Source organism: Pradoshia sp. D12 (genome assembly GCF_008935075.1).
Taxonomy (GTDB): Bacteria; Bacillota; Bacilli; order Bacillales; family Pradoshiaceae; genus Pradoshia.
The window spans coordinates 2972264-2991575 of record NZ_CP044545.1 but is presented as its reverse complement, the minus strand read 5'-3'; the positions used below and the strand labels follow the sequence as shown (position 1 = coordinate 2991575).

The 19312-nt window shown below is 40.2% G+C and carries 23 protein-coding genes and 1 other annotated feature; of the genes, 22 read left to right on the top strand and 1 reads right to left on the bottom strand.

The genetic code is table 11. The annotated features are described in order from the left end of the window. Positions 1 to 20: 20 nt before the first annotated feature. The 12 genes from minC (at position 21) to pheA (ending at position 9404) form a co-directional block, all read left to right on the top strand. On the top strand, positions 21 to 704 hold the full coding sequence (gene minC / locus F7984_RS14375) for a septum site-determining protein MinC (protein ID WP_066105536.1): 684 nt from the start codon (positions 21 to 23) through the stop codon (positions 702 to 704). Positions 705 to 706: 2 nt separating this feature from the next. Then, the gene (gene minD, locus F7984_RS14370) at positions 707 to 1510 is read left to right on the top strand and encodes a septum site-determining protein MinD (RefSeq protein ID WP_066105532.1); all 804 of its coding nucleotides are present in this window, start codon (positions 707 to 709) and stop codon (positions 1508 to 1510) included. Positions 1511 to 1629: 119 nt separating this feature from the next. Beyond that, positions 1630 to 2424 (top strand): M23 family metallopeptidase, encoded by a 795-nt coding sequence (locus F7984_RS14365; RefSeq protein ID WP_181162035.1) that lies wholly within the window; start codon positions 1630 to 1632, stop codon positions 2422 to 2424. After that, a complete protein-coding gene (locus F7984_RS14360; RefSeq protein WP_139892618.1) occupies positions 2417 to 3283 on the top strand; it encodes a M50 family metallopeptidase in 867 nt (288 codons plus the stop codon). The genes F7984_RS14365 and F7984_RS14360 overlap by 8 nt, the downstream gene beginning before the upstream one ends. A 57-nt stretch (positions 3284 to 3340) precedes the next feature. After that, entirely contained in the window at positions 3341 to 4837 is a 1497-nt protein-coding gene (locus tag F7984_RS14355; RefSeq protein WP_140461972.1) for a ribonuclease E/G, read from the top strand. 47 nt (positions 4838 to 4884) lie between these two features. Beyond that, positions 4885 to 4957, top strand: a sequence feature (ribosomal protein L21 leader region). A gap of 13 nt (positions 4958 to 4970) precedes the next feature. Beyond that, the gene (rplU, locus tag F7984_RS14350; RefSeq protein ID WP_066105519.1) at positions 4971 to 5279 is read left to right on the top strand and encodes a 50S ribosomal protein L21; all 309 of its coding nucleotides are present in this window, start codon (positions 4971 to 4973) and stop codon (positions 5277 to 5279) included. Positions 5280 to 5289: 10 nt separating this feature from the next. Then, positions 5290 to 5613 (top strand): ribosomal-processing cysteine protease Prp, encoded by a 324-nt coding sequence (locus F7984_RS14345; protein ID WP_066105516.1) that lies wholly within the window; start codon positions 5290 to 5292, stop codon positions 5611 to 5613. A 15-nt stretch (positions 5614 to 5628) separates the two neighbouring features. After that, complete coding sequence (rpmA, locus tag F7984_RS14340) at positions 5629 to 5919, top strand: 50S ribosomal protein L27 (protein WP_066105513.1); 291 nt, start codon at positions 5629 to 5631, stop codon at positions 5917 to 5919. Positions 5920 to 6145: 226 nt separating this feature from the next. Continuing rightward, entirely contained in the window at positions 6146 to 6676 is a 531-nt protein-coding gene (locus F7984_RS14335) for a Spo0B domain-containing protein (RefSeq protein ID WP_066105512.1), read from the top strand. Between the two features lie 42 nt (positions 6677 to 6718). Further along, a complete protein-coding gene (obgE, locus tag F7984_RS14330) occupies positions 6719 to 8008 on the top strand; it encodes a GTPase ObgE (RefSeq protein WP_139892617.1) in 1290 nt (429 codons plus the stop codon). A 40-nt stretch (positions 8009 to 8048) separates the two neighbouring features. Next, on the top strand, positions 8049 to 8501 hold the full coding sequence (locus tag F7984_RS14325; RefSeq protein ID WP_066105503.1) for an ACT domain-containing protein: 453 nt from the start codon (positions 8049 to 8051) through the stop codon (positions 8499 to 8501). A 60-nt stretch (positions 8502 to 8561) separates the two neighbouring features. After that, the gene (pheA, locus tag F7984_RS14320) at positions 8562 to 9404 is read left to right on the top strand and encodes a prephenate dehydratase (protein WP_066105689.1); all 843 of its coding nucleotides are present in this window, start codon (positions 8562 to 8564) and stop codon (positions 9402 to 9404) included. A gap of 92 nt (positions 9405 to 9496) precedes the next feature. Here the strand turns inward: pheA and F7984_RS14315 are convergent, their stop codons facing one another. Beyond that, positions 9497 to 10036 (bottom strand): transcription repressor NadR, encoded by a 540-nt coding sequence (locus F7984_RS14315; RefSeq protein WP_139063840.1) that lies wholly within the window; start codon positions 10034 to 10036, stop codon positions 9497 to 9499. 170 nt (positions 10037 to 10206) lie between these two features. Between F7984_RS14315 and safA the strand changes: the two genes are divergently transcribed. From safA to yajC, 10 genes are all read left to right on the top strand, one after another. Next, positions 10207 to 11832: a SafA/ExsA family spore coat assembly protein gene (safA, locus tag F7984_RS14310; protein WP_181162036.1), complete on the top strand. Its 1626-nt coding sequence runs from the start codon at positions 10207 to 10209 to the stop codon at positions 11830 to 11832. Between the two features lie 122 nt (positions 11833 to 11954). After that, complete coding sequence (locus tag F7984_RS14305; protein ID WP_140461974.1) at positions 11955 to 12923, top strand: phosphotransferase; 969 nt, start codon at positions 11955 to 11957, stop codon at positions 12921 to 12923. A 226-nt stretch (positions 12924 to 13149) separates the two neighbouring features. Then, positions 13150 to 13848 (top strand): metallophosphoesterase family protein, encoded by a 699-nt coding sequence (locus F7984_RS14300; protein WP_181162037.1) that lies wholly within the window; start codon positions 13150 to 13152, stop codon positions 13846 to 13848. 297 nt (positions 13849 to 14145) lie between these two features. Then, a complete protein-coding gene (locus tag F7984_RS14295) occupies positions 14146 to 14694 on the top strand; it encodes an intercompartmental signaling factor BofC (RefSeq protein WP_066105486.1) in 549 nt (182 codons plus the stop codon). 148 nt (positions 14695 to 14842) lie between these two features. Next, the gene (gene ruvA, locus F7984_RS14290) at positions 14843 to 15454 is read left to right on the top strand and encodes a Holliday junction branch migration protein RuvA (protein ID WP_066105483.1); all 612 of its coding nucleotides are present in this window, start codon (positions 14843 to 14845) and stop codon (positions 15452 to 15454) included. Between the two features lie 12 nt (positions 15455 to 15466). Next, on the top strand, positions 15467 to 16468 hold the full coding sequence (gene ruvB / locus F7984_RS14285) for a Holliday junction branch migration DNA helicase RuvB (RefSeq protein WP_066105481.1): 1002 nt from the start codon (positions 15467 to 15469) through the stop codon (positions 16466 to 16468). After that, positions 16465 to 16671 (top strand): DUF2905 domain-containing protein, encoded by a 207-nt coding sequence (locus tag F7984_RS14280; RefSeq protein WP_066105478.1) that lies wholly within the window; start codon positions 16465 to 16467, stop codon positions 16669 to 16671. The genes ruvB and F7984_RS14280 overlap by 4 nt, the downstream gene beginning before the upstream one ends. Positions 16672 to 16759: 88 nt before the next feature. Continuing rightward, a complete protein-coding gene (gene queA, locus F7984_RS14275) occupies positions 16760 to 17788 on the top strand; it encodes a tRNA preQ1(34) S-adenosylmethionine ribosyltransferase-isomerase QueA (protein ID WP_066105476.1) in 1029 nt (342 codons plus the stop codon). 23 nt (positions 17789 to 17811) lie between these two features. Next, positions 17812 to 18951 (top strand): tRNA guanosine(34) transglycosylase Tgt, encoded by a 1140-nt coding sequence (gene tgt / locus F7984_RS14270; protein WP_140461976.1) that lies wholly within the window; start codon positions 17812 to 17814, stop codon positions 18949 to 18951. A gap of 37 nt (positions 18952 to 18988) precedes the next feature. Continuing rightward, positions 18989 to 19279 carry a preprotein translocase subunit YajC gene (yajC, locus tag F7984_RS14265; RefSeq protein WP_066105468.1) on the top strand — a complete coding sequence of 97 codons (291 nt, stop codon included), beginning with the start codon at positions 18989 to 18991 and terminating at the stop codon, positions 19277 to 19279. The last annotated feature ends 33 nt before the right edge of the window (positions 19280 to 19312 follow it).

Sequence of the window (19312 nt, the reverse complement as noted above, 5' to 3'; positions counted from 1 at the left end):
ATTGAGGTGAGCACGACGTCATGGGAAAGAAGAATATTCAGCATGTTATGATCAAAGGAAGTAAACAAGGTTTAACGATTGTGATTGATGATCATTCATCTATTTCTGAAGCTTTAAGAGATTTGGATGAAAAATTGTCTATTCATAATTCAACGATTGAAACAACATCAAGTATTCATGTCACCATACATACCGGTAATCGTTATTTAACGGACGAACAAGCGAAAGCTTTGGTCGATTTAGTAGAAAAAAAGGGATACATGGTTGTAAATAATGTTGAATCTAATGTTATTTTGCATGAAGAAGCCAAAAGATTGGCTGAAGAAGTGGCTGTGACAAAAATCGTGAGGATTGTCCGTTCGGGTCAAGTTTTGGAAGTGAAGGGTGACATGCTCTTAATAGGAGATGTAAATCCCGGTGCGACCGTTAAAGCCGGCGGTAATATCTTTATTATGGGTACACTGCGGGGGAAGGCGCTGGCAGGTATACACGGCAATAAAGAATGTGTCGTGTCTGCATCTGTGTTTAAGCCATCCCAAATCGTTATTGGAGATGTTTTATATAACTCTTTTGATTATGATGAGCAGGATGACCACAAAATGGAATGTGCTTATTTAGATCAATCTGGTGAGATGATTTTTGATAGATTACAAGTTTTATGTAAAGTGAGACCTAATTTATCCTTATTTGAGGAGGGCGTATAGCCATGGGAGAGGCCATAGTAATAACATCCGGTAAAGGTGGAGTAGGGAAAACGACTACTACTGCCAATGTCGGAACTGCCTTAGCGTTAATGGGGAAAAGAGTCTGTTTGGTCGATACTGATATAGGTTTGAGAAATCTGGATGTAGTAATGGGCCTTGAAAATCGTATTATCTACGATTTGGTAGATGTGATTGAAGGAAGATGCAAAATCCATCAGGCGCTTGTGAAAGATAAGCGTTTTGATGATCGTCTTTATTTAATGCCTGCAGCACAGACAGCGGATAAAACCTCCGTAAATCCAAAACAGGTCAAGCAGTTAATTGATACTTTGAAACAAGATTTTGATTATATCATTATTGATTGTCCAGCCGGTATCGAACAAGGGTACAAAAATGCAGTGGCTGGCGCTGATAAAGCAATTGTTGTAACGACACCTGAAACATCTGCAGTCAGAGATGCGGACCGGATTATCGGGTTATTGGAGAAGGAACCAAATGTCGAATCTCCAAAACTAGTCATCAACCGTATTCGAAATCATATGCTAAAAATGGGCGATATGCTAGATATTGATGAAATTACTACTCATCTATCCATTGATTTGATTGGGATTGTAGTTGATGATGATGACGTAATTAAGGGTTCAAACCAGGGAGAGCCGATTGTGTTTGACCCGAATAATCGAGCATCTGTTGCCTATCGAGACGTTGCGAGACGTATTTTAGGTGAATCCATTCCGCTAAAACCACTTGAAGATGAGAAAACAGGAATGTTTAAGCGGATAAAAAAATTATTTGGTGTTAAGTAATAGTAAGTGAGGACCTCTAATCAAACTGATTAGAGGTCCTTTTTTGTATGTCTGCATGGCATAGCTTGGACCGACTATACATATCTTTTAGAAAAGAGCTGTATAAGAGAGGTGAAAGGATGGGCAGCCAAAGTAGCTCAGAAGTTCGTAAGCGCATTGCCGAGAGAAGAAAAAATCGGGAAAGAATGATGAATGCCAGTAAGAGGAATGAAAGACCGACATGGCCGGAAATGGAAGATGAGAAAGAATGGGGTTCTGAAAATGTTTTCGTATATGAAGAAGGGGTGAGTGAGCATAAAAAGCCGCCTATTATAAACAAAGATTGGATCTTATTTCGTATCCTTGCTTCTGTTTGTTTGGTTTTGTGCATGGCCATTATTTATCGAACTTCTGCTCCATGGACCCAGACAGCGAAAACTACCCTTGACCAAGTCTATCAGAAGGAATTTCAATTTGCGTCAGTATCTAGCTGGTTTGAGGATACAGTCGGAAAGCCATTTGCTTTTTTGCCTGAGGAATCGGTGAATGAATCTAAAAATAATAATGCTGCTGATAATCGTTTTGCCACGCCGGCAACAGGCACCATTATGAAAAGCTTTGTGAAGGATGGACAGGGGGTCTTAATCAAAACATCCAATAATACATCGGTTGACACGATTAAAGAGGGGGTCGTTATCTACGCAGGTGAGAAGGAGACACACGGAAAAACAGTTATTGTCCAGCATCCGGATAAGAGTGAATCATGGTACGCTCACCTGCAGGAGATAAACGTCAATTTGTATGAACAAATTAAGAAAGGAACGAAGGTAGGAATAGTATCGCCGTCGGATGAGCCGGACAAGGGGGAGTTTTACTTTGCATTGAAAGCCAATGGAAAGTTTATTGATCCTAATGAGGTGATCTCGTTTGAATAAAATATGGCCTGTGCTTACGAAAATACGCATTCATCCATTAACCTGGTTGTTACTTGCTCTTGGTGTGTTGACAGCCAGGTTTACTGAATTGCTTTTAATGTTTGCAATCGTATTATGTCATGAGCTGGGTCATGCTATTGCTGCGCAGTTATTTGGCTGGAGGATAAAATCAGTTACACTTTTGCCTTTTGGCGGAGAGCTGGAGACAGATGAGCATGGAAACCGGCCATGGCATGAGGAATTAATTGTGTTGGCATCCGGTCCTTTGCAGCATGTTTGGATTTTGCTGCTGACTTATCTTTTTTACACAATTGGCTTTATATCAGATTATATCTATACAAGTTTAATTCTATATAATTTTATTGTTTTATTTATAAATTTAGCCCCTATCTGGCCCCTGGATGGAGGAAAAGCGTTGTTTGTTTTATTAAGCAAGCGGATGCCCTTCCTGCATGCGCACCGTCTAATTATTATCATTTCCGGTGTCAGTCTGTTTCTTGCTTTAATCGGATTGGTCGTTGTAAATCCGCTAAATATGAATTGGTGGATGGTTGTTGGCTTTCTGATCTTTTCTTTATGGAAGGAGTGGAAACACCGTCAATTTGTATTTTTACGCTTTTTGATGGAAAGACATTATGGACATAATAAGGATATTAGAGCGATATCACGGCTGGAAGCGGAAAAGGATATAAAGGTTTATAAAATACTTGAGGATTTCCGTAGAGACAATAAGCATATTATAATCGTGAAAAACAAGGATGAAGAATTAGGAAAGCTGGATGAAGCGGAGGTTTTACATGCCTGTTTTACATCAAAATTGGCATATCGGCCTATTGGAGAACTTTTGTATCCTTATTGACGCTCCTCTCCTGACTCGTTAAAGTAAGATTAATGAGCCAACGAGAGGATTTTTTTAATGAAAAAAATAGTGCTTGATTTTCAAGGAACGGAACGACGTCTCGGTTTATTGCAAGATGATAAGCTGATGAGGATACATATTGAAAGAGAAGGGCAGGGCCCATTTGCCGGCAATGTTTACATTGGAATTGTTCGTGAAATTGTACCGGGTATGAACGCAGCTTTTGTGGATATTGGGTTTGATAAAAATGCCTATTTGCCATTTGAAGAAACGCCGAACTACCATTTAGACCCTGAGGCAAAAACATATGTAAAGCAAGGTGAAAAGCTGCTTGTACGCATTCTGCGGGATCCAGAAGGAACGAAAGGCGCTAAAATAAGTGCGTTAATTGAAGTTTCTTCGCCGGAAATTGTTTATATAAGGGGTGAACATTTTGTCCGTACTTCTAAAAAAGCAGATAGGAAGACTGTTCAGAAGTGGAAACATATAACAGCCAAGCATCTGCAAAAAGATGAAGGTGTGATTGTTCGTACATCATTCTTGGATGCGGATGAAGAAGCCTTTATCTCGAAGCTTAGCGAGTTGCGTGAACGTTATGAGCAATTACAAAGAAAAGCGTCAAAAAGTAAAGCTCCAGCGCTTATAAGCGATCAAAATCGCATTCTGAATCTGATAGAAAGCTGGACAACAGGGACAACTGGGGACCTTTGGACTAATTCTGCAGAAGGAATGCAATTACTCCGTTCTGTACTACCTGAAACATGGGAAGCAAAGCTTCAAAAGGATAAAGTGGGTCTGTATGATTCCCACGGCGTTACTGAAGAATTGGAGAAAGCAGTCAAAAAGGTAGTCTGGCTTTCGAACGGATCGTATTTACTTTTTGGAAAAACAGAAGCCATGCATGTGATAGATGTAAATACGGGTAAGTTTACTGGAAAGCACGACATAAATAAAACAATTTTGGATACAAATATACTCGCCGCAACAGAAGTAGGAAGACAGATGATTCTGCGCAATTTATCCGGGATTATTGTAATTGACTTTATTAATATGAAATCCCCTGAGCATCGTCATCAAGTACAGGCAGCAATGGAAACAGCCTTAAAAGATGATCCGCTGCGTTCTGTGGTCATTGGGTTTACCGAACTAGGACTCATGCAAATAACACGAAAAAAAGAAGGTCCGGATTTATATGAAATTCTTCAAGAAGACTGCTTGGAATGCAGCGGAACAGGATTAATAAAAAGCCGTCAGAGCGCGATATATGAATTGGAACGTCAGTTAGAGGCATTAAAATACAGCTTGGATGATTCTGTATGGGTTGTGGTTGATTCATCCTTTTACACGTATATCAAGGACAATATTCATGCGGTGAAAATACATATCCTGTCAGGCACTAAAAATATATTTGTGACGGAGGGAAGAATGACAGGGGCCAATCGTTTTGAAATTCGAGCCCTCGGAAATAAGAAAGATCTTGAAGAGCGTTTGAAGCGTACAGAGGAAGGAATAAAAAACAAGTCTATTATCCGTATGTTAGTAAATCATGATTGACAATGTTTGTCTGATTATGATAGTATTTTTATGTTAAGTTTGTAGCACCCATGCTACAACCGCACACGTCAGGTAATAAGTCCATTATGGCGCCTGCCGTCGGCGAGTCTTAGACAATTAAGGAGGTGCAGGTATGTACGCAATTATTGAAACTGGTGGAAAGCAAGTGAAAGTAGAAGAAGGTCAATCTATCTACGTTGAGAAAGTGAACGTTGAAGAAGGTGGCATCGTTACTTTCGATAAAGTTCTTTTTGTAGGTGGAGAAGATGTGAAAGTTGGAAGCCCTGTTGTTGAAGGCGCTACTGTAACAGGTAAAGTTGAAAAACACGGCAAACAAAAGAAAATCATCGTTTTCAAATACAAAGCGAAAAAGAACAACCGTAAAAAACAAGGTCACCGTCAGCCTTACACAAAAGTAACAATCGAAAAGATTAGCTTCTAAGGCGACGCGTATGATTAAAGTAAAGGTAGTGCGAGCTGATGAGCGAATTTCTTCGTTCAGTATATCAGGACACGCCGATTTTGCACAAAAAGGTCAGGATATCGTTTGTGCAGGGGTATCTGCAGTAGCTTTTGGCTCTGTAAATGCCGTGATGAGTTTAACTACTGTTGAACCCATCATTAAACAGGCAGGTAAAGATGGCGGTTTTCTTGAAGTCCATTTTCCGGAAACGGATAGCGATGACAAGGTACAATTGTTACTCGAAGGCATGCTTGTTTCCTTACAAACGATTGAACGTGACTATGGTAGATACATGAAAATTATTCTTAGCTAACAGGAGGTGGAATACATGTTAAGATTGGATCTTCAGTTCTTCGCTTCCAAAAAGGGAGTAGGTTCTACAAAGAACGGTCGTGACTCCATTTCTAAACGTCTTGGCGCTAAACGTGCTGATGGACAATTCGTAAGTGGTGGTTCTATCCTTTACCGTCAACGTGGTACAAAAATCTATCCAGGTTTGAACGTTGGCCGTGGTGGAGACGACACTCTTTTCGCTAAAATTGACGGAGTTGTTAAATTTGAGCGCTTGGGTCGTGACAAGAAACAAGTCAGCGTTTACCCAGTAGCACAAGAAGCATAATAAGTAACAGTCAAAAGAAGCTCTAACCTTGTTGGTTGGAGTTTTCTTTTTTAGATATGAGTTTTTTTTGGTTAAAACCATTATACTTCCGTATGTACCCCAAGTTATTTACTGCTGGCGAATATATTCCTCTCCTGAAACTCCGCTAAATTTGTTATACTGTAATAGATGATTTGCGATTTTTCCAGGACCTCATTATTCCAATCCGACAGGAGAATGTATTAAGATGGAAACAAAATGGACGACTGTAGAATTACTGAGGCATGCACGTCATGATTGGTTAAACAAAATACAGCTGATTAAAGGAAATATGGCATTAGGTAAAATGGATAGAGTATCTGGTCTTGTAGATGAAATTATTATTGAAGCACAACAGGAAGCGAAAATCTCAAATATGAATATGCCGATGCTTTCCGAACTTTTATTGACAGGTAAGTGGCTTCATTACAAATTCCATATTACATATGAAATTATGGATGATATAAAAGGCTATCCGGAATTGGATGAATTGATAACCAATTGGATGAAGAAGTTTTTCAATGAAGTGAATAGGCAAATAGAAGCATTAGATATCCTGCATTTAACCATCCTGCTCAGCAAAACAGATGAGGATTCATTAAAGATTGGTTTTGATTTTCAGGGACCAGTAAACAATAAAGAAGAATTAATAAAAATGTTTCAGGTAAAAGAGCCTTTAAAAATATCGGGCATTACAGAGGATATTAATTCTTTTTATTTTGAAATAACGGTAAGATAACAATCAAAGAGTTGCAAAAGCAGAAAGTAGGTGTTACCACCCATGTTTGTGGATCAAGTCAAGATTTACGTTAAAGGTGGAGATGGCGGCAATGGAATGGTCGCTTTCCGAAGAGAAAAGTATGTACCTAAGGGCGGTCCGGCCGGTGGAGACGGAGGCCATGGAGCAAATGTTGTATTTGAAGTAGAAGAAGGACTTCGCACACTAATGGATTTCCGATATAAAAGGCATTTTAAAGCACCCAGAGGGGAACATGGAATGTCTAAAAATCAGCATGGTAAGAATTCAGCTGACATGATTGTCAAAGTTCCTCCGGGCACAGTTGTTTCAGATGCCAATACTGGTGAAATTATTGCAGATTTAACCGAACACGGCCAGCGTGCCATTATTGCGAAGGGCGGACGAGGCGGACGTGGTAATACTCGTTTTGCTACACCTGCAAACCCAGCTCCTGAACTATCTGAGAAGGGTGAACCAGGGGTTGAACGTGATATAATTATGGAATTGAAATTACTGGCAGATGTAGGCTTGGTTGGATTTCCGAGTGTAGGTAAATCCACATTGCTATCGTCTGTTTCAGCTGCCAAGCCAAAGATTGCTGAGTACCATTTCACTACGATTGTCCCTAATCTAGGTGTGGTTGAAACCGGAGATGGACGCAGCTTCGTCATGGCAGATTTACCTGGACTGATTGAAGGGGCTCATGAAGGTGTTGGGCTGGGTCATCAATTCCTGCGCCATATTGAGCGTACGCGTGTAATCGTCCATGTCATTGATATGTCCGGTCAGGAAGGCCGTGATCCTTATGAAGATTATGTGACAATTAATAAGGAACTTGAAGAGTATAATTTACGCCTAACGGAAAGGCCGCAAATTATCGCAGCAAGTAAAATGGATATGCCTGATTCTGAAGAGAATTTAAAGGCTTTTAAAGAACAGCTAGAAGATGATGTACCAGTCTTCCCGATTTCATCGGTTACTCATGAAGGCTTGCGTGAATTACTGTTTGCTGTTGCCGATAAAATTGAGGAAACTCCGGAATTCCCGCTTGAGCATGAAGAAGAGACAAGCGGTGTTCATCGTGTTCTCTATAAACATGAGGCAGAAAAAGCAGAATTCGTTATTACACGAGAATCGGACGGTACCTTTGTTGTTACTGGCGATAAGCTTGAAAAACTATTCAAGATGACAGACTTCAGCCGTGATGAATCTATTAAACGCTTTGCCCGCCAGCTTAGAGCAATGGGTGTGGATGAAGCTCTTAGACAGCGCGGAGCAGTTGACGGAGATATTGTTCGTTTAATGGAATATGAATTTGAATTTGTAGATTAAGCACAAAGTTTTAGGATGGTTCCAAAGAGGGTGAACTTGCTTGCATAATAAAGCTGATAAGAAATTTTATTTAGTCAGGGAAGATGTATTGCCTGAGGCGATGCAAAAAACTTTGCAGGCTAAAGAAATGATTGAAAGAGGAAAGGCTGTTTCTGTTTGGGAGGCTGTTAGAAGCGTCGATTTAAGCAGAAGTGCTTTTTATAAGTACAGAGATACAGTTTTTCCTTTTCATTCAGTGGTAAAAGAAAAAATTATTACGCTATTTTTCCATTTGGAAGACAGGTCAGGCACGCTTTCTGAATTACTCGGTATCGTTGCATCCTCGGGATGCAACGTGCTGACCATCCATCAAACCATTCCGATTCAGGGACGTGCAAATGTAACCTTATCGTTAAATACAGGTGAGATGCATATGGAAATGAACGAATTTATAAACCGTTTAAAAAGGCTTGAATTCGTGGATAAGGTTGAAATATTAGGCTCAGGAGCTTGAAAAATAAATACATAGATAGAGAAACAGAGAGGTTTAGAGCAGGGGGAGAACACTTTGGACATACGTATTGCCTATCTAGGGCCAAAAGCTACATTTTGTGATTTGGCAGCATCAAAATTATTTCCCTATGGACAAAGGCAGGCATTTATGACAATTCCTGAATGTATGGATGCTGTGGAAGCTAAGCTGGTTGATTATGCGGTTATTCCATTAGAAAATGCTTTGGAGGGATCAGTCAATATCACACTGGATTATTTGATTCATGAAGTCCCGATTCCGATAGTTGCAGAGTTTTCCGCCCCTATTCGCCAGCATTTAATGGTTCATCCTTCTCATGTCAATGAGTTAACCAGGATTGATCGGATTATTTCGCACAGTCATGCGATAGCCCAATGTCATAAATTCCTGCATGGAGATATGAAAGGCGTACGATGTGAAAGTATTACCTCCACTGCTGCAGCCGCTCACTATATTCAAGAGCATCCGGATGAGATGACAGCAGCGATTGCAAATGAAATGGCTGCTGAAGAATATGGACTTTCGATTGTAAAATGGGATATACACGACTATTCTCATAACCATACACGATTTGTTATTCTGGGCCATAAGCCGTTATCGGAAAAAATGATTCCTATTCAACAAAAAGGAGAAAAAACAACGATTATGGTATTGCTTCCAGCTGACCATGCCGGAGCTCTCCATCAAGTGTTATCAGCCTTTTCGTGGAGGAAGCTTAACCTTTCCAAAATCGAGTCCAGACCATTAAAAACAGGACTTGGCAACTATTTCTTCATTATCGATATCGAACAAAAGATGGATGATATTCTGTTGCCTGGTGCCATTGCCGAAATGGAAGCCTTGGGTTGCCAAGTCACGGTTATGGGCAGTTATTATAGTTATTAATCATCACTCAAGATTAAACGAAGGACCCCTGCTATATTCAGCAGGGGTCCTATTTATTCTTTTACATAATTAAAATTGCGCAGCATATCTTTTTATTCTTTCAAAAAACCTGCATTTCTTAATGCCTGTACTGCTTGCTCGAGCTCCGCTTCACTTGCAGCTTCAATGGTATGAAGATGTAAACCATTTGTTAACTGGGACAAGAGAGAGGCATTTGTATTTTTTAGATTGGCGATAAACTGCCGGACATCTTGTCTGGTGCTGACCATAATGGATGCTGTTAAGTCACCGTACATGGGATGTTCCACTTTTACATCCTTCACCGTAACACCGCAGTCCACTAAAAGCAGTAGTTCCTCTTCTGCTTGTTCAGGTGCATGGAAACTCGCAATAATCCTTGTTTTCCGTTCCAATTTTGGATCGATTTGATGTATATAAATGTACCCACTTGGCGTGGCTATGATTGGTTCATTCCGTGCTTTAAGCAAGGTAATATCTCCAACTATGATTTGGCGGCTGACTGAGCAAATAATAGAGAGCTCACTTCCTGTAATCGGTTCATGACGTTCTTTTAAAATGGATAGGATATATTTACGCCGTTCTTCTGTTGTATATTTTTTCTGGGTCATCACTTATGCCCTCCTTGCTTAGGTGTTATTTTAAAATACTGGTTGTCTTTATTGTAACATAGAGGGATTTCCTTCATAAACCAGAATAATTCCGCATAAATTTTCTTAAATCAATAGCAATCTGCCCAATCAATCATAGTATATATGGACATATGCGTAGGGAGGGATTATGCGTGAAAATACACATCGTCCAAAAGGGCGACACATTATGGAAGATTGCTAAGAAATATGGAGTGAATTTTGAAACATTAAAGAAAATGAATTCACAGCTCAGCAATCCGGATATGCTGATGCCTGGCATGAAAATTAAAATACCCGATAATACGTCTCCATCTGTAAAAAAAGGAGGCAATACAAAGATTAATTTTGGAACCGTAAAGGAAGTTCCTATTTCAGGTGGGAGTTCAAATGTGAAGGAAAGTATAAAAGCAGAGACCGAGACAGTTCCGAGTAAACCGAAAGAGATGCCGATTGTGTCACCACCACCAGCAGTGAAGGAGATGCCAATACAACCGATGGATATTAAAAAAGAAAAGCCTGTTAAAGAAATGCCTAAAATGCCGTATGTCGCCCCACAGGCCATTGTAAAACCTGTTGTACCAGAAATTGATATCAACAACTATTATTTAATGAATATGGCCAAAATGGAAATGCAAACACCTCCTCCTATGCCTATTATTAAGGAGGTACCTAAAGTTAAAGAGAAGCCAGTCATAAAAGAAAAGCCAATCATAAAAGAAAAGCCGAAGAAAATGGAAAAACCAATGCCGAAGCCACAGCCCATGCCAATGCCGAAACCGCAGCCAATGCCGCAGTATATGCCGGAATATTGTCCGCCTATGATTCCATATTATGATCCATGCTGCCCGCCAGTTATGATGCATCCATGCATGGCCTATCCAACGCCTTATTTTAATCAGTCATATATGACTGGACCGTCTTATCACCAACCGTCTTTCCACCAGCCTTACTGGGGTCATGGAGACGGAATGGAAGACAGTTCAAGCTTTCACTATGGGCACCACGAATCAAGCCATAAGATGGGAGGCCACCATGGGGATTATTATCCGCAGCAGCAAGGGTATCATCAAGGCGGAACGATGTCCCCGTATGGCCAATTCCCTGTACAGGGAACACAAGGCTACTATCAACATCCAGGATTTGGGCATCATGGATATGAATCTTCCCATTATGGGATGGAATCGTCAAGCCATATGATGGATCATCATTATCAACAGCAACAGCAACAACAGCAATATATTCCGTTTGATGGGTATATACCGAAAGGCTGCGGCTGTTCTGATACAGGAGCACAGGGGTCTTTTTATCAGCCAATGAATCAATATGACCAACAAGGTATGAGTCATTCAATGGGCAAGTATGGCCAACAAGGTATGAGTCATTCAATGGGCAAGTATGGCCAACAAGGTATGAGTCAGCCAATGGGTCAGTATGACCAGCAAGGTATGAGTCAATCGATGGGTCAGTATGACCAGCAAGGTATGAGTCAATCGATGGGTCAGTATGACCAGCAAGGTATGAGTCATTCAATGGGCCAGTATGACCAACAAGGTATGAGTCAGCCAATGGGTCAGTATGACCAACAAGGTATGAGTCAGCCAATGGGTCAGTATGACCAACAAGGTATGAGTCATTCAATGGGCCAGTATGACCAACAAGGAATGGGTCAACAAATGGGTCAGTATGAACAGCAAGGCATGAGTCACCCTATGTATCAGCATGCTGCTCAACAACCGTTTTTTCAGGATTCCCAATTTCATCAAAGGTATGGGGGTTAGCAGTTTGAAACAGGATCTCCTTCCTACAATCCCGATGGCCAGCATGTGATACCGCATATCGAGCCGGCAGCATTTGATATGCCAAGGACACAGGAAGAAAGCAGTGAGCAAGAAGGTCAATCATGATGAGGGAGCAGGAGGGAGGCAGTCTAAAAGACTGCCTCCTTGCTTATTTAAGTCAACAAAATATCGTAGTTTATGAGATGAAAGCTATCAAACCAAGATTGATTAAGGTTAGTACAAATAAGGGTATATTTATCGCCAAACAATTTGTAAATCAAAAAAGATTACTCATGCAACTCGAATTTTTAAAAAAGCTGCGAAAAGCAGGGTTCAATGGAGCTTATGTGTTTTCCGATGAAATTAAACCGTTTGAATGCAAAGGTAAATCAATCGGTTTTATAGAATATTTAACGAAGCATCCAAGAAGCTTTACGTATGAAAATTATTCGGAGCGATTAGAAGGTTTGACATTGTTAAATAAGATGCATGAGGCCTCTGCTACGATCATCAATGATTTGACAGTGGAAAAACACACTTTTTCACAAGTGTCAAAATGGAGAGAACGATTAGGAGAATTTACATCTAATAGGAATATGCTCAACAGAGTTATTCCCGACTCGATGCTGACCGAGTATTTAAGAATGGGAGAATGGGCATTGGATAAGCTGGGTTCATACGAGCTTGAGGAAGTGGATGAAGATCCTGTTATCATTCACGGCGACCTGGCACATCACAATTTTTTTAGAAAAGATGATGGTGAGCTTCTCCTTATTGATTTTGATTTGATGGCTGAAGCACTTCCTATGATAGATTATTTACAGTATGCCAACAGATTGCTAATTTTTAATAATTGCTCATTGAAAGAGATTCTTACTTTTCCTCAGTTTAAAAAATATCGGGATAATCCTTTCTTTTTGATTGGGCTTAGTTTTCCAACAGATATTTATAGAGAATGGAATCGCATCTGCCGTGATCAATTATGGAGTTCCAACCGTCGTCTCGACTCCCTTTGGGATATTACCGTGGAAGATTTACCAAAGAGAATCTATTTTTTTAGAGAATTGAAGTCGAAGATAGGGCTTTTGTAAAAATTAATCGTGCAAAAATGTAAGGAATAGTGAAATAACCAATAGATAATTGAAAGATGAGCGTCGTGGATGTTCATCTTTTTTGTCATGAGCTTGGAAAGAAGCGATATCTGTCTGAAGGCTAAGGATACTTACTAATGAATATGAGCAGAAAAGACCGCAGTAATCAGCTGAAATCAGTATAATAAACCAAATGATTAGAATAGATAGAGGAGAACGAATCAATATGAATATACTTTCGGTCGCTGATATACACGGTAACAGAAACATCTATAAACATATCATAGAAGTCATAAGAGAAAAAGATGTTGATGTGTTAATTCTCCCGGGTGACTTATATCCAAAACCATTTAGTGTCACTTTTGAGATGTTTAAAGCAATCCAGGAGGAATCTGCCCAAGAAATCTCGAGTCTTTTTAAACATTTGGATATTCCAATATATTATGTGTTAGGAAACGATGACTGGGTAGACTCGGAAATAAAGAGCGGCATAAATTTACACGGTAAAGTCGTTGAGCATATGGGTATTCACTTTACGGGCTTTGAATATATCAAGGAAACACCTTTTTTCACAAATCGAGAGCTTTCTGAGGATCAACTGAAAATAGCATTTCGTAAGCAAATAAACACCTTACAACTAAAAAGTAAAGAACCGTTGGTTATCGTGGCTCATACTCCGCTATTCGAGAAACAGGACAGAATAACAGGAGGGGAGCGAGTGGGAAGCCAGTCGTTACGCATGGAGATAGAGAACCTGAACCCCTTCATTTATTTAGGTGGTCATATTCATGAAGATTTTGGAGCGGATAAATTAGGTGACACCTATGTATTTAATTGCGCTTGCTCTCATGAAATAGATTTGTTAAGAGGTTATGTAATTAGAATAAAAGAAGGTCAAGTAACTTACGAAGATGTCATTCGGTAACATATAAACAAAGAGCGGACCGCTCTCTAGAAAACAATAGTCACAAAGATTTTGCTGCAGGACGTGGCGTTCTTAGTCCTTGGTCCTTAGTGCAGTCGTCTCAGCTTTTCGTGAGATCCAGCTTCGGCTCCTAGGCCCTCGAGTCATAAGTATAGCCACTTCGGGGAAGGGACGTCCCCTGCGTGCCTCTTACTTATGCTTGTCGCTCCTGAACAGTCGCCTCAGCTTTTCGTATTAATTTCAATTTTTTGGGGATACTGGTGGAGAGTTGATTTACATCTTAGTGAGGTGGGTTAGATGAATGGACGGTACTTTTTCCTGGTGGCTTGTTTGTTTTGTTTAATAGTCATTCCAGGTATGAATGATCACGTAGGTGTTGCGGTTAGAAACGATGCCGGTCAGGATAGTCCGGTCCTTGGAATTGCTCCAATCCAGCGAACAGTCATTCTTCAGCGAGTATATTTGGATGGAGAGATGAGTGAAGAAAAAATCGAGGAAACGATTATTTCCATGGATGATTTTTGGAGAAAATATGATAAGTGGCTATTGGTGGACCAAAACGATCAGCAGCTTGTATTCCAAACGTATGTTGATGATATTTCTCCCTTATTAAAGGGAAATGGGTATTTTGGGATTAAATCTGATGGAACGATTACTATTTTTAACGGCAAGCCTGCCAGGGATCAAATCATTCAATCTTTCTATCAAATTGATTTAAAGAAGCTGGAATCCACTGAAAAATCTGAATTGCAGAATGGTGTTAGAATCGTAAATAAAGAAAGATATCTTAAGTTCTTGGAAGTTTATAAATCTTATTCAACACCGACGTCTAAAACGCTTCAATAATTTATAAAAGAGCTGATCGTTTGCCTGCGACAGCTCTTTTGGCTGTTTTCTTAAAAATCAAAAAATCAAACATTTGTGCTGGTAGTGTATAATGGTTAAATGTAGTATGGTACAATGGTTTACAGTCGAATTAGAGGAGAGGTAAACGTTGTACGATTTTATAAAAGGTCGGATAGACTATGTCTGTCCTGAATATATAGTAGTCGAGAATAACGGGATTGGTTATTTAATTCATGCGCCAAATCCATTTGTATTTTCCGGAACGAACGAGGAAAAGAAAATATACGTACATCACTATGTACGTGAAGACTTACAGGCACTGTACGGTTTTAGTTCAAGAGAAGAAAAGAAACTGTTTATAAAATTATTAAATGTCACAGGTATCGGGCCAAAAGGTGCGCTTGCTGTACTCGCGAGTGGAAGAGTCGATCAGGTTGTGGAAGCCATTGAATCTGAGGATGAGAAGTTTCTTGTTAAATTTCCGGGCATTGGAAAGAAAACCGCAAGACAAATGATCCTTGACCTAAAAGGGAAGCTTGAAGATGTTTCTCCAGATGCATTCCCTGATTTATTCCAAACAGCAGATGGAAAAGAATTGAGCTACTCCACCAAGAATATTGCATTGGAAGAAGCATTGCTTGCTTTGCAGGCACTTGGTTACTCCGAGAAAGAAGTTAAGAAATTGGTGCCGAAGCTTGAAAAAGAGGAGAAAACAACGGAAGAATATATAAAAGGTGCATTACAGCTTATGTTGAAATAGGAGGTGGACAACTTGGAAGAGCGAATCATGGACCTGCATGCACAAAATCAGGATGAGACGTTTGAATATAGTCTGAGACCCCATTCACTTGAACAATATATTGGGCAGGATAAAGTAAAAGAGAATTTGCGTGTATTTATTGAAGCAGCCAAAATGAGAGAAGAGGCGCTTGACCATGTGCTGCTGTATGGCCCACCGGGACTTGGTAAAACGACATTGGCCACAATCATTGCGAATGAAATGGGAGTGGAAATTCGGACTACATCTGGACCTGCTATTGAACGCCCTGGCGATTTAGCTGCTATCTTAAGTTCTCTTCAGCCTGGTGAGGTTTTATTTATTGATGAAATCCATCGACTGCCAAAATCTGTTGAGGAGGTATTGTATCCAGCGATGGAGGATTTTTGCCTCGATATCGTAATCGGTAAAGGACCGGGAGCGCGTTCTGTTCGATTGGATTTGCCTCCTTTCACCCTTGTGGGAGCCACAACAAGAGCAGGTGCTTTATCAGCACCATTACGTGACCGTTTCGGTGTCATATCCAGGTTGGAGTATTATACTGAGTCACAGCTGCGGGAAATTGTGACACGTACAGCCCAGGTACTGGATACGGCTATTGAGGAATCAGCGGCGAGCGAAATTGCCCGCAGGTCCAGGGGCACGCCAAGGATTGCAAATAGATTGCTTAGAAGAGTGCGTGACTTTGCACAGGTACGTGGCGACGGAGATATTCAGTTTGGTTTAGCTGATTATGCTTTGGAATTAATGCAGGTTGATAAGGTTGGACTTGACCAGATTGATAGAAAGTTATTGCTTGGAATTATAGAGAAGTTTAAAGGCGGACCTGTAGGGCTGGATACGATTGCAGCTACAATTGGGGAAGAATCCGGAACGATAGAGGATGTGTATGAGCCCTATTTGATGCAGATTGGATTTATGCAGCGTACCCCTCGCGGCCGGATTGTGACTGAACATGTGTATCGCCATTTCAATTTGGAAGTGCCAAATTCATGAATCATTTACCAAAAACGATTATGATGATAGGTGTGGCCATTTTTGTGGTTGGTTTTTTAATGCAATTCATTAAAATTGGACGGCTTCCGGGTGATATTTTATTAAAAAAAGGAAATACTACATTTTATTTTCCTATTATGACGTCTATTATTGTCAGTATCTTATTATCAGTATTTTTTTATATCATCAGCCGTTTTAAATGAATTAAATGTTGTCGTCATAGATAGAGATGTAAATTCCGCCATTTGAGTGTGCTGCATGATTACTAGTTAAAGAAATGGAAGTGTCACCATGAAAGTAGATTTATTTGATTTTCATCTGCCTGAGGAATTAATTGCGCAAACTCCGCTTGAAAAACGCGAAGAAAGCAGATTGATGGTCCTTGATAAAGAGACAGGTGATGTGAATCATACGCAATTTAAGCATATTAAAGAATTCTTGAAACCTGGAGATTGCCTCGTTCTAAACGATACAAAGGTATTGCCGGCCAGGTTGCACGGCGAGAAGAAGGATACAGGTGCTCATATAGAGCTTCTTCTTTTGAAGCAAATTAAAGGGGACGTATGGGAAACGCTTGCCAAACCAGCGAAACGTATTCGCGTTGGAACAGAGGTTGTGTTTGGTGACGGCCAGCTTACAGCTGTTTGTGTAAAAGAGATGGAGCATGGCGGCAGGGAATTTGAATTTAAATATGACGGAATCTTTTATGAAGTATTAGAGGAACTTGGCGAAATGCCTTTGCCTCCGTATATTAAAGAGCGGTTATCGGACAAAGACCGCTATCAAACTGTATATGCACGGGAAGAAGGTTCAGCAGCTGCCCCTACAGCCGGACTGCATTTTACGGAAGAACTGCTTGCAGAGATTAAAGAAATGGGTGTACATTTAGCTTTTATCACGCTTCATGTTGGACTTGGAACCTTCCGACCTGTCTCATCCGATACAATTGAAGGGCATGATATGCATTCTGAGTTTTATCAAATGAATGCTGAAACAGCTCAGCTATTAAATCGGGTTAGAGCAGAGGGTGGTAATATATTCTCGGTGGGAACTACCTCCACACGTACTCTTGAAACGATTGCCCGCGATCACAATGGAAGCTTTGCTGAGGCAAGTGGATGGACTAATATTTTTATCTATCCTGGATTTGAATTTAAAGCTATTGATGGAATGATTACGAATTTCCATCTTCCTAAGTCCACGTTGATTATGTTGATTAGCGCTCTTGCTGGGCGTGAACATGTATTAAATGCATATAATACTGCCGTTCGTGAAAAATATAGATTTTTCAGCTTTGGCGACGCAATGTTTATTAAGTAAGATTTTTGAGAGGAGTATCACGATTGACAGCAATCCGTTATGAATTAATTAAAACATGTAAACAGACAGGAGCCCGACTGGGACGGGTTCATACACCTCATGGAACTTTTGAAACACCCGCGTTTATGCCTGTAGGAACTTTGGCTACAGTTAAAACGATGTCACCAGAAGAATTGAAACAAATGGGTGCCAATATTATATTAGGCAATACGTATCATTTGTGGCTGCGACCAGGTACAGAGGTCATTAAGGCTGCAGGTGGGTTACACAAATTTATGAACTGGGATCGTGCAATTTTAACTGATTCCGGCGGTTTCCAGGTTTTCAGTCTGAGTCAATTCAGAAAAATTGAAGAAGAGGGCGTGCATTTCCGTAACCATTTAAACGGTGATAAATTATTTTTATCTCCTGAAAAGGCTATGGAAATCCAAAATATTTTAGGATCTGACATTATGATGGCATTTGATGAATGCCCTCCATATCCAGCAACACATGAATATATGAAAAAATCCGTTGAGAGAACATCCAGATGGGCAGAGCGCTGTCTGAATGCGCATGAAAGACCAAATGATCAAGGGCTATTTGGAATCGTACAGGGTGGAGAATATGAAGATCTTCGCCGCCAAAGTGCCAGCGATTTAGTATCTTTGGATTTTCCGGGATATGCTATTGGCGGATTAAGTGTAGGGGAGCCGAAGGATGTCATGAATCGTGCTCTTGAATTCACTACTCCGTTATTGCCGTCCAATAAACCACGTTATTTAATGGGTGTTGGTTCTCCGGACTCCCTAATTGATGGAGCAATCCGTGGAGTTGATATGTTTGACTGCGTATTGCCAACGAGAATTGCCCGTAACGGTACACTGATGACTTCTGAAGGAAGACTAGTCGTTAAGAATGCCAAATATTCTATGGATTTTGGTCCATTGGATCCGAATTGTGACTGTCATGTTTGTAAAGCATATTCAAGAGCGTATATTCGCCACCTTATTAGATGTGACGAAACATTCGGAATTCGCTTAACCTCTTATCATAATCTATATTTTCTGCTAAACTTAATGGAGCAAGTTCGACAAGCCATCAGGGAAGACCGGCTTGGAGACTTTAGGGAAGAATTTTTTGAGAATTATGGGTTCAATAAACCAAATGCAAAAAACTTCTAACCATTCTTACTAATGTAATGAAAGGAGTGAAAATAATATGGTATTATCCCAATTTTTGCTACCGATTTTGCTGTTGGTGTTTTTCTACTTTATCTTAATCCGTCCTCAGCAAAAGAGACAAAAAGCAACTGAACAAATGCAAGCTGCCTTACAAAGAGGAGATAAAGTCGTGACGATCGGCGGTCTTCACGGAACTGTTGATTCTATTAATGAAGGTACAGTAATTATCAAGAGTCCAGACGGTTCTCGTCTAACATTTGATAGAAGATCTGTTTCTCAAGTAGTTGAGAAAAAAGAAAGTCCAGTAACAACAACGAAAGAAGATTAATATGAAAAAACCTAGCCGAATGGCTAGGTTTTT